The organism is Aliiruegeria sabulilitoris, from assembly GCF_001558155.1.
GTDB classification, from domain to species: Bacteria; Pseudomonadota; Alphaproteobacteria; order Rhodobacterales; family Rhodobacteraceae; genus Tropicimonas; species Tropicimonas sabulilitoris.
On record NZ_LOAS01000030.1, the window covers coordinates 54,299 to 64,897 of the forward strand.

Annotated in this window: 8 protein-coding genes; 7 read left to right on the forward strand and 1 reads right to left on the reverse strand. The window is 59.4% G+C overall.

What is annotated here, in order from left to right; all coding sequences use genetic code 11:
* Window positions 1–198 precede the first annotated feature (198 nt).
* From AX756_RS20970 to AX756_RS20990, 4 genes are all read left to right on the forward strand, one after another.
* The gene (locus AX756_RS20970; RefSeq protein ID WP_163886824.1) at window positions 199–1,326 is read left to right on the forward strand and encodes a metal-dependent hydrolase family protein; all 1,128 of its coding nucleotides are present in this window, start codon (window positions 199–201) and stop codon (window positions 1,324–1,326) included.
* A gap of 11 nt (window positions 1,327–1,337) precedes the next feature.
* Window positions 1,338–2,618, forward strand: a complete 1,281-nt coding sequence (locus AX756_RS20975) for a carbohydrate porin (RefSeq protein ID WP_163886822.1) — start codon at window positions 1,338–1,340, stop codon at window positions 2,616–2,618.
* A gap of 229 nt (window positions 2,619–2,847) precedes the next feature.
* Window positions 2,848–3,222, forward strand: coding sequence for a hypothetical protein (locus AX756_RS20985; protein ID WP_068316678.1), 375 nt, complete (start codon window positions 2,848–2,850; stop codon window positions 3,220–3,222).
* Window positions 3,223–3,253: 31 nt separating this feature from the next.
* A complete protein-coding gene (locus AX756_RS20990; RefSeq protein ID WP_068316681.1) occupies window positions 3,254–4,945 on the forward strand; it encodes an amidohydrolase family protein in 1,692 nt (563 codons plus the stop codon).
* Window positions 4,946–5,280: 335 nt separating this feature from the next.
* Here AX756_RS20990 and AX756_RS20995 read toward each other — a convergent pair whose 3' ends face one another.
* Window positions 5,281–5,799, reverse strand: coding sequence for a DUF3299 domain-containing protein (locus AX756_RS20995; RefSeq protein ID WP_197431104.1), 519 nt, complete (start codon window positions 5,797–5,799; stop codon window positions 5,281–5,283).
* A gap of 303 nt (window positions 5,800–6,102) precedes the next feature.
* Here AX756_RS20995 and AX756_RS21000 point away from each other — a divergent pair, with 303 nt between their 5' ends.
* The 3 genes from AX756_RS21000 (at window position 6,103) to AX756_RS21010 (ending at window position 10,310) form a co-directional block, all read left to right on the forward strand.
* The gene (locus AX756_RS21000) at window positions 6,103–7,062 is read left to right on the forward strand and encodes a TAXI family TRAP transporter solute-binding subunit (protein WP_269432973.1); all 960 of its coding nucleotides are present in this window, start codon (window positions 6,103–6,105) and stop codon (window positions 7,060–7,062) included.
* 73 nt (window positions 7,063–7,135) lie between these two features.
* Window positions 7,136–8,926, forward strand: coding sequence for a TRAP transporter permease (locus AX756_RS21005; protein ID WP_068316690.1), 1,791 nt, complete (start codon window positions 7,136–7,138; stop codon window positions 8,924–8,926).
* A gap of 337 nt (window positions 8,927–9,263) precedes the next feature.
* Entirely contained in the window at window positions 9,264–10,310 is a 1,047-nt protein-coding gene (locus tag AX756_RS21010; RefSeq protein WP_231701128.1) for an IS110 family RNA-guided transposase, read from the forward strand.
* Window positions 10,311–10,599 lie beyond the last annotated feature (289 nt).

Below are 10,599 nucleotides of genomic sequence, written 5' to 3' on the forward strand. Positions count from 1 at the left end.
TTTCTGCAAGGTAGCGCCGCTGCTTGTGTCCTTCCGGCGACGGGGCTGGCGCAAGCCTCCGGATCTACCGCTACCCTCATTCGCGGTGCGAAGATCTTTGACGGCACATCGGATCAACTCGCGACCGGGCTCGACGTTCTGGTGCGTGACGGGATGATCGCACAGGTGGGGGAGGCCTTGTCAGACGACGATGCCACCGTGATCGATGCCGATGGGCGCACCCTGACGCCGGGGATGAGTGATGCGCATGTCCACATCATGTGGAACGATACCATCGAAAACCTGATCTACGCTTCGCCCCACGAGTATACGGGAGCCATGGCAGCCGAAAGTGCCCGGCGTATGCTGATGCGTGGTTTCACCACCGTGCGCGACATGGGTGGCCCGTCCTTCGGGTTGAAAAAGGCGATAGACGATGGCGTCGTGCCGGGGCCGCGCATCCTTCCTTCCGGTTTCTTCATTTCGCAGACGTCCGGCCATGGCGATTTCGACCCCCGGATGAATTACAATTCGCCCCATTTCGGCAAACAGGTGGATCCCGCCTATCAGCGCGGTTGGACGATCATAGCGGACGGCGTTCCTGAGGTGACGAAGGCCACGCGCGAGATTCTCAGATACGGTGCGACCCAAATCAAGATCATGGGCTCTGGCTCCATAACCGGTGCGCACGATCCCCTCGACGTCACAGAGTTCACCCCGGAAGAGCTTTTCGCCATCGTTCAGGCCGCGAAAAACTGGGGCACCTACGCGACGATTCACGCCTACACCGATGTGGCGATCTTCAATGCCATCAAGGCCGGCGTGCGCTCTATCGAGCATGGCCTCTTTGCATCCGAGACAACGATGCAAATGATGAAGGAAGCCGACATCTTTTTTTCCACCCAGTTCCTGTCTTTCAGCGTCGGACCAGAACAGGCTGGTATGACCGGGAGTTCCGTTCCCAAATATCTTGAGGCGCAGGCCGGTGCGACCAATGGTTATGAGCGCTCCAAGGCGCTTGGCCTGAAAATGGCATTCGGGACCGACATTCTCGGCACGATCGATCTTGGCCCGTTCCAAAGCCAGGAGTTCACTGCCCGAACAGCGTACTACGAGCCTGTCGACATTCTCCGCCAGGCGACCTCTCTGAACGCCGAACTGTTTGAACGATCAGGTCGGCGGCACCCTTATCAGGATGGCCCGATTGGCGTCATCAGGGAAGGTGCCTACGGGGACCTTCTTCTCGTCAACGGCAACCCGCTCGAAGACATTTCGCCTCTGGCGAATCCAGAGGACGGTCTGGCGCTCATCATGAAGGGCGGCCAGGTCTTCAAGAACACCCTATGATGGAGATTGGAATGCTGAACAAAGCGCGGCTTGACGGTGTTTTTGTGCAAGTCCACAGATCATCGATCGCGATTTCCGCCGCGGCTGTGCTTTTGGTCGTACCCGTTTCGCTGCATGCTCAGTCGGCCGGCGATGTCCTTTCTGGGCCGGACTCGACGCCCTCTTTGCTTGCCTCCGACGATCAGGAAAAGGACGATGTACTGGATGTCGACCTTCAGAACGCGTGGTCGGAACGTAAAGCGTCGATAAAGGACCGAACCGGTCTCGACTTCGGCTTCGACTACAATGCCTTGGGATTTGTTGCGTCCGAGAGTCTTGGGGAAGATACGGCTGGCAGCGGGGCGTTCCGGTTATTTGGCTCCTGGGAGTTGGCGGGACGCGGATCGGAAAACAATGGCAGTCTCGTGTTCAAGTTCGAGAATCGCCATCGATATGGAAATGTCGCGGTAACGGACTTTGGTCCGGAACTGGGATACGCGGGACTGGTGAGCTCAGTCTTCAGCGATCAGGGATGGCGTACGACCCACCTTTACTGGGAACAAAATTTCGCAGAGGGCCGCGGGGTTGCCTATGTCGGCTGGCTGGATGTTACGGACTATGTGGATGTCTATGCGCTGGCGAGTCCATGGCAGGGTTTCTCAAATCTCGCGTTTCAAACCGGGTCCGGAACGATCGGAGGGCTGCCGGATGGAGCTCTCGGCGCGGCGGCTGGCTACTTCCTGAATGACAACATATACGTCGCCGCCGGTGTCGCAGATGCCAATGCGGATGCTGCGGACCCACATGCCGGATGGGATACGCTTTTCAATCAGGGCGAGACCTTCAAGTCATTCGAGATCGGCTGGACCACCGGTCAGAAGGCGCGTTTCGTGAACAACGCCCACCTGACGTTCTGGCAAATTGATGAACGCGAGGAGGCCGGGACGCCTGAGGGCCATGGTGTGGCTTTCAGTGTCAGCCAGATCGTGGGCGAGCACTGGTTCCCATTCCTGCGCGGCGGCTGGTCGGACGGGGGCGGCAGCCTCTATGAGACCGCCTTGAGCACCGGATTTGGCTATTCTCAGGATCCGAGCCGAAGCATCCTTGGCGCCGGTATCAACTGGAGCCGTCCCAACGAAGAAACCTTTGGGGCGGTGTTGGACGACCAAATCACGGTCGAGGTCTTTCAGAAGTGGCAATTGACGGAAGGCTTCGAACTCACGCCAAGCATCCAGATCATCCAGAATCCTGCATTCAATCCAGATGAGGACATGATCGCTCTGTTCGGGCTGCGTTTCAGGGCAGCATTTTGATGCATGGCTCGCATGAGGTTGCCGATCGTTACGGCAAAGGGTCGGTTCAAGCCATCACATTCGAGGACTTGAACCGGGAGTTGGCCATCGCACCAGTTCCCATCGACGCCGGTGCGCTGGATGAACCAGACGAGAAAAACCGAGAAATGGCTGGCCCCCGTCGAATGGTGATTGATGGCGCCGCCTGCATTCAACCGCAGCAATTGACAATACAAGGGAAAGAGCGCCGATGCCACGCAAGTTGATCATGACGGCGACCTTTCTTTCCATGATTGCAACGCTCTCCAACGCTCAAAACGACAACTCCAACGGTCTGAGCGGGCTCGTCTTCCCGCCCTCGACCGCTCCGATCACTGGGGGCGACACCCTCAACTCGGATGGTGGAACCACGGCCTTCAATGATCTCGTGCGATCGGCTGGCATCGATGTCAGCTCGCTGGGGGAAAAACTTGGTCAAGATGGCGACCCGCTCAGCAATGGTGCGGGATTTGCCCAAGTGCTTTGCTCGCTGCACAAGCGTCTGGAGACACGAGCCGTTGCTCCGAGTTTTGCTGGCTCTCCCGCCGCGAGGAGCGGGTCCTTCGATCCGCTCGCATTGAATTAACCAAAAACAGGTAATCAGAGAGGAAATACAGATGTCCGTATCCGTCAAGAAGACCAAGCGGCTGTTGGCCGCGAGTCCGGCGTTTGCCCTTTCAGTCGGATTGGTATTTGGCCAACCCGTTTTCGCACAGGATTACGACACGGTTATCCTCAATGGACGCGTCATGGATCCTGAGACGATGCTCGACGCGGTCCTTAACGTGGGGATCACGGACGGCATCATCCAGACGATTACGCAAGACGAGATCACCGGCGCGGAGACGATCTATGCCCAGGGACATGTTGTGGCGCCGGGATTCATCGACATCCATTTTCACGCGCTCGACGGTCTTTCGTTGAAGCTTGCTGCGCTGGACGGCGTCACGACGGGCATGGACCTTGAGATCGGGGCAATAAACGTCGCCGAATGGTACAAGGCCAAGGACGGCGCGTGGCCGTTGAACTACGGCACAGGTGTCAGCCAGGAAGGCGCACGCTTGAGGGTGCACGACCCCGAAGTCGCGATTGATGGCTGGTATGACGCGCCACTTGTTCTGGGCGGGCTGCGGGCGGAGGCCTGTTCGGACGGATTCTGTGGTTGGCAGGACGGACGTAGCAATCTGGATCAATTGAACCAAGTTCTGTCCCATATCGACGAAGAGCTTCGCCAAGGCGCCCTCAATATTGCGTCCACTGTGGGCTACATGGCCAATGGTCTTACGACCTACGAGATGTTCAAGACACAGGAAGTCGGATCTCTATACGGCCGTTATCTTGGGGCGCATGTGCGTTTTCACGGGAGCCCTGTGACACCCGAGGCGCCGCTGGGATTCGATGAAATCCTGGCCAACGCGATGGCGCTTGATGCACCGGTAAGCCTGTTGCACAACAATGACTACGGGTGGTGGGAGAACGAAGAAAAGCTGCAAGCTGCCAGGGCGCAAGGCTACAACGTCTGGTCCGAGTACTATCCCTACACTGCGGCTTCGACGTCGATTTCCTCTGATTTCTTCAAACCTGAAGTGTACGCCACCTTTGGAGTTCCGTACGAGGACTCGATGTATGATCCCGTTGCTGACAAGTTCCTCACACAGGCGGAGTATGAGGCAACGCGTGACACTGACCCCAGTCGTCTCGTCGTCGTCTTCAGCCCTTCTCGCGAGATATGGCTGCCCTACTGGCTGCGGATGCCGCATATGATCGTGGCTTCGGACTCGATCTACTCGGGCAAGGGGCTCGACAGCTGGGATCTGGATCCGTCCGAGTATCAGGGTCACCCGCGAACCGCTGGCACCCGCGGAACTGTGTTTCGGCTCGGGCGTGAACAGGGTGTTCCACTCATGTTTTCTCTTGCGCAAATGTCGTACTGGCCGGCGAAGCACCTGGGCGACACAGGCCTGAAAGACATGAAAATGCGTGGTCGTATGCAGGAAGGGATGGTGGCAGATATCACCATCTTCGATCCAGAGCGCGTTCGCGACAACGCAACCTACAAGGCCGGTGAACAGGGCAATCCGACGACCGGAATTCCCTACGTCATCGTCAACGGGCAACTGGTGGTCAGAGATGGTCAGTTCCAGAAGGTATGGGCCGGCCAACCCATCCGGTTTCCGGTCGAAGAGCGCGGTCGATTTGAGCCTATCGTCGTTGAGGAGTGGCTGCAGAACTTCGCGATCAGACCATTCTCCGTGCAGCAATCGGGAGCGGACAGCCCTACTCAGGTGTCCTCTGGCGAGGCCGAGTGACGCCCTTCTCGTCAACATGCTTCATCCTGGTGTTCCGCTGCATCAGAAGGGTGACGGTTTGAGCACGTCAGCAGGGACTGTTTCCGATGAAGCAGTCCCTTCGGAGGACAGCGCGCCTATACGTTTGTCGGCCTTTGCCGAACAGGGACGAGCCGGGTGGGCATTCTCGCTTTGGGCGGGTGGGTAGACGCCCAAAATCTTCTCTGCGCGCTCGCGGCTTGGGTCTCAAGAGCAAGACAAGGACCTGAGCTGTGTGTGAGCGTCGCAGGTGAAGATCTGGCGGGCGAGGCGGGCTCTATCTCACCGAATAATCGAGGATAGAAACCACTCTGATTTCAGTCGTTGCCTGTAGACTTTCGTTCGAGGATTTTTGAGCGAATACGCTCCTGCCATTCATTGAGCGCGACGGTATCGGTCGTTCCGGTGGCCGCAACGACAGTCTCCGCATTGAGCAGCCACATGCTAAGCATTCGGGTTTCTCCGTCTGAGACAAAGATGGTCTCGTCGCTGGCCTGCTGTTGGAGAGATCCGGAAACCTGCACCATAACGTATGGAGTGGAGATCGGAGACGGCTCTGCAAGCTGGACACGGATCAGTTGGTTCGGAGGCGGAGGCGGCATGTGGCTGCACATGCCCACCTCCGGAACGAGATAGGCAATCGGGGCCCCCGCGTCGTTTGATCCCGCAGGGATGAGAAAGCCATTGATCGCGACGTCCGCGTCTTCAAGGTCGGCGTTCGTTGATGTCGTCGCGCGCTTGCGGTTCTCGGCAACAATCCAACGCTGCGCAAGAAGCGCTTCGATATCATGCCCATTGTCCTCAAGACGCGTGCCGGCGTCCGCAAGGCTGGTCATCAGGCGCTCTTGCGCGTCTTCGGGGATATCGCCTTGCTCGAACCTGGTCTCAAGTCGGACAACAGTGCGGAGCCCCTCCAGCATTTCGAGACCCATGTCTCGGAACGGGTCTTCGTATATCAGAGCTGCGGGTGTCTGACGTCAGCACGCAGATCGGTCAGGCCAAAATGGCCCCTGTGACCCCGTCGCGTATTGTTCCACAGCAACTGGCGCGTCACCGGAACGCGCCTCCTTCGGGCCACGCCGCTTGAATACTCACCCTCCATGCGCAAGATGTCTCTGGAAAAAATGGGAGAGAGCAACGTGTTCAAGATACTGAAACCTGCCGCCATTCTGGCCGCCGCGAGCATCATGGCAACTGGTGCCGCCAACGCCGAAACGCGCATCACCTACAAATCCGCCAAGTCGACATCCTCCTACTACCAGATGGGCGTTCAGATCGCCGAGGCGATGAAATCCGCTTCGGGCGGCGATATCATCGTCACCGTCGAGGAAAGCCAGGGGTCGACCCAGAACGTGATGGAGGTTCGCGCGCGCGGCGGCGACTACGTGTTCACAACGCCGCCGGTGTTGGTGAAGCTCGCCCAGGGCGGCAAGGCGATGTTCGAAGGTAAGGGTGACCCGTCCTTCGACGAGATCCGGGCATTGTTCCCGATCCCGTCCCTGACCATGCATTTCGTGATGTCCGCCGACAGTGGCGCAACCAGCTTTGCAGACCTTGAAGGCAAGACGATCCTGCTGGGCAAAGGCTCTTTCGGGGCTCGCGAAGGTGAAAAGTATCTTGGCCTCTTCGGCCTTGAAGGCAAGGTCGAGATTGCGGATGTCGAGCTGTCCAATGCGGTTCCGGCCCTGAAGAACGGCCAGATCGACGGCTTTGTCACCGCCGGTTCCTGGCCCGCTCCAAACGTTGTCGAAGCGGCCGCCTCGACCGGGGTTACGGTTCTGTCGCTGGATGACGAGCAGGTCGCGGCCACCAAGCGCACGCAGCTGACCATTCCCGCCGGAACCTATGCCGGTCAGGAGGCAGATATCACGACGACCTCCTTGCCGGTGGTCACCTACACGACCACCAAGATGGATGATGACACCGCCTACGCGCTGACCAAGGCATTCTGGGAAGCGAAGGCAGACATGGCCGGTGCCGCCCCCTGGTGGAACGGTGTGACAGACGGGCTCATGGCGAATATCTCCGGAAAGATTCATCCCGGCGCTGCCCGCTACTACAAGGAAGCCGGCATCGAACTCACGCCCGAGCAGATGTGATCCGCCCCTGACGGCGCAAGACCAATCGGTTGCGCGGAACGCCTTTCGCGCAACCAGACCAGAGAGGCAGGCGATGGAAGAGCAGACGTTCCAGTGGGGCCGGACGGGAAAGGCGTTGTGGTTGGCGCTTGCCTTTTGCCTCGTTGCGTTCCACCTCGGCCTGATCTTCTGGGGGCTTGTGCCCAACCTGGTCAGCCGGCCGGTTCACATGGCGCTGGTGCTGCCGTTCATTCTCCTGTTCGAACCGAAAAGCCTCTTGGGCCTTACGACCGGGACCCTGCTGACGATCCTCGGGTCCGGCGCAGCGCTTTGGGTTGCTTTCAACCACAACATGCTGGCGGACCAATATGGCTTTCTGGAATCCCGGTTCCAGTTGGGGATCGCCATTGTCCTGCTGGTGACCGTGATCGAGGCCGCACGGCGCGCCATTGGCTGGCCTCTGCCGATGGTGGCCTCAATCGCGCTCCTCTACGCGCTGTTCGGCAATCTGATCCCCGGAGAGTTCGGCCATTCCGGCGCGCCGCTGAACAGTTTCCTGGGGACCATGACCATTGCCGAGGGCGGGTTGTGGGGCAGCCTGACCGCTGTTTCCGTCGGCGTCGTGTCAATCTTCGTCATCTTTGGCGCTGTCCTGAATGCCGGCGAGGCCGGGAGCGGCTTCATGAACGTCGCCGCCTTTGCCGCCGGGCATCTCAAGGGCGGCGCGGCCAAGGTTTCGGTGATTTCCTCGGCGCTCTTCGGGTCGATCTCGGGATCGGCCTCGGCCAATGTGGCCTCAACCGGCGCGATCACACTGCCGGCCATGACCAACCTCGGGTACCCCAAACGACTCGCCGCGGCAGTCGAGGCAGTGGCAAGCTCTGGCGGGCAGATAATGCCTCCCTTGATGGGGGCCGGTGCATTCGTGATGGTCGAGCTGACGGGAACGCCCTACACCTCGATCATGGCGGCTGCGGTCCTGCCCGCCCTTCTGTTCTTCATCGCGGTCTGGATCGGCATCAACGCCTACGCCCGCCGGTTCGACCTGAGCGGAATCAACGTTGAGGACCAGCCCCCGGGGCGGGATGTCATCGTGACGTCGAGCTTCTTCCTGGTGCCCTTCACCGTGCTGTTGCTGGGTATGTTCTACTGGAAGTTCACCCCGCAGTATTCGGCCTGCATTGCCATCCTGGCCGCGGCCCTTCTGCTGTTCCTTGGCAAGGATCTTAGATTTGATCCGGGCAGAACGGCCAAACGCTTCGAGAAGGTTCTTCTGACGGCGGCCAAACAGGTGTCGATGATCGCCTCGATCATCCTGTGCGCGTCGATCGTGATCGGGGTGCTGTCCATCACCGGGTTGGGGGTCAAGCTGACCTCCGTCATCCTGTCAGGCTCGGGGGGAATGCTTTGGCCGTCCCTGTTCCTGACCGCCCTCGCCTGCCTCCTCCTGGGGATGGAGGTGCCGACGACCGCCGCCTATGTGGTCTGTGTGTCCGTTGCCGGCCCCGCGCTGATCCAGCTTGGGCTGGAACCCCTGCAGGCACACCTTTTCGTCTTCTGGTTCGCGCTGCTGTCCACCATCACGCCGCCGGTCTGCGGCGCGGTGTTCATCGCTGCCGGAATGGTTGGGGAAAACTGGCTGCGTGTCGCCGTGACCGCCATGGCGCTCGGTATCGGCCTCTATATCATCCCGTTCTCGATGGTCGCCAACCCCGGGATCATCAACCTGGAGCATGATCCCGTTGGAGCGTTGATCGCCTTTTGCATCACCGGCACGGGGCTTGGCCTGATTTCCTACGGGTTGATCGGGTTCTCGAACATTCTGCTCAAGTCGGCGTTCCTGCTTTCTGGCGGCGCAGTCCTGTTCGGGCGCTTGTTCTTGTGATCGCAACCAGGCTCCCGATTGCTCGAACGGCAAAAGTTGGCAACGGCGAGGCCTTCTGCCCATTCCGCCGGGCTGCAACAGATTTGAATGAAGGGATTGGGACCAACCCGAGTGCCTTGCGTTCCTTCCGAAAAATGACCCCGGCGGATCCGGAGCACAGTGGTGAATCGCACACCCAATACGAGCCGAACGCTACCGCAGCGCAAGGGCTGAACGAAACGGAACCGGCCATTCATTCTGTCAGCAGCGAATGACATGGTGTGATCGCGGCGGTCGCTCTCCAAGGGCAAACGAGGTCCGATAGTATTGGCCTCACCAAGGTTCAGCCGAGAGGAGAATGACCATGTGCCAATATGTTGGTCTCGACGTTTCATTGAAGGAGGTTTCGATCTGTGTGGTGGACGGGAGCGGGAATGTCCTTGCGCGCGGCTGCGTGGCAACCGATCCTGATGCGCTCACTAAGTATCTGGCGACGGCAGCACCGGATGCCGAACGCGTTGTTCACGAAAGCGGACAACTTTCCACTTGGCTCACTCGAGAGCTGGCGAAGCGGGGTGTACCCGTCGTTTGTATCGATGCTCGGAGTGCCCACAAGGTACTGTCGGCACGCCTCAACAAATCGGACCGCGCCGACGCCGAAGGTTTGGCGCATCTCGCTCGGACCGGATGGTTCGTCGAGGTGCATGTTCGCAGCGAAACCTCGGACCGGGTCCGGACGCTCATCGGTGCACGAGAGCGGTTGCTACGGATGCGCAAGGAACTGGAGGCCCATATCCGGGGCGTGCTCAAAACTTTCGGCTTCCGGATGGGGCCTGTTGGCCATGCACGCAGTCGGCAATCGTTTCGGGACCAACTGGCCGAAGCAACCTCCAATGATCCCGTGCTCGGTTTGATTGCTGAACGGATGATACCGATACACAGAACCCTGTGCGTTTCGGTCGAAACGCTTGAAGACGAGTTGGTGGCGCTTGCCCGAAAAAGCGATACGGCTCGGCGCCTGATGACGGTTCCAGGCGTCGGCGCGATCACCGCCCTCGCGTTTATCGCCACCGTCGACAATCCGCAGCGGTTCCGCCGGTCGACGGATGTCGGCGCCTTCCTGGGGCTAACGCCACGACGATATCAATCAGGTGAGATCGACAGGTCCGGTCGCATCTCCAAATGCGGAGACGCCGAGATGCGACGACTGCTCGTATCCGCCGCAACGACACTGATGACGCAAGTCAGGCGTTTCTCTCCGCTCAGATCGTGGGCGGTTCGCCTCAGCGGTCGCAAAGGGTTCAAAAAGGCCGCAGTCGCAACCGCGCGCAAAATCGCGGTAATCCTCCACGCCATCTGGCGCAACGGAACCGAGTTCAAATGGACAAAGGAGCCTGTAACCTGAGAGTTAGCATACCCGCCTGAGGAAAAGGGTGGGTTTGGCGTCCTCCGGGACGGTGGCAGATCGATCTCGCCAAAAGCGGTCGGGGCGGCTCACAAAAGCCAACCCCGCGAATGACATTCCAGACGATCAGCCCCGGACGCCATCATGAAGCGGACTACCCGACTTCGGAGAGAACCAGGACCCCGGATGACAACAAACCAGCCTCTTGACATGACCGCGATCAGAGAACTGCTCCCCGCCGATTCTGTGGAAAAACAACCTGTCGTTCTCGCAGAAAGTGGGGGCTTTT

What these genes read in the sequence shown, in the direction of transcription:
- AX756_RS20975 (WP_163886822.1), top strand. Translation starts at nt 1,338, where the DNA reads ATGCTGAACAAAGCGCGGCTTGACGGTGTTTTTGTGCAAGTCCACAGA.
- AX756_RS20985 (WP_068316678.1), top strand. Translation starts at nt 2,848, where the DNA reads ATGCCACGCAAGTTGATCATGACGGCGACCTTTCTTTCCATGATTGCA.
- AX756_RS20990 (WP_068316681.1), top strand. Translation starts at nt 3,254, where the DNA reads ATGTCCGTATCCGTCAAGAAGACCAAGCGGCTGTTGGCCGCGAGTCCG.
- AX756_RS20995 (WP_197431104.1), bottom strand. Translation starts at nt 5,799, where the DNA reads ATGACCAGCCTTGCGGACGCCGGCACGCGTCTTGAGGACAATGGGCAT.
- AX756_RS21005 (WP_068316690.1), top strand. Translation starts at nt 7,136, where the DNA reads ATGGAAGAGCAGACGTTCCAGTGGGGCCGGACGGGAAAGGCGTTGTGG.
- AX756_RS21010 (WP_231701128.1), top strand. Translation starts at nt 9,264, where the DNA reads ATGACCATGTGCCAATATGTTGGTCTCGACGTTTCATTGAAGGAGGTT.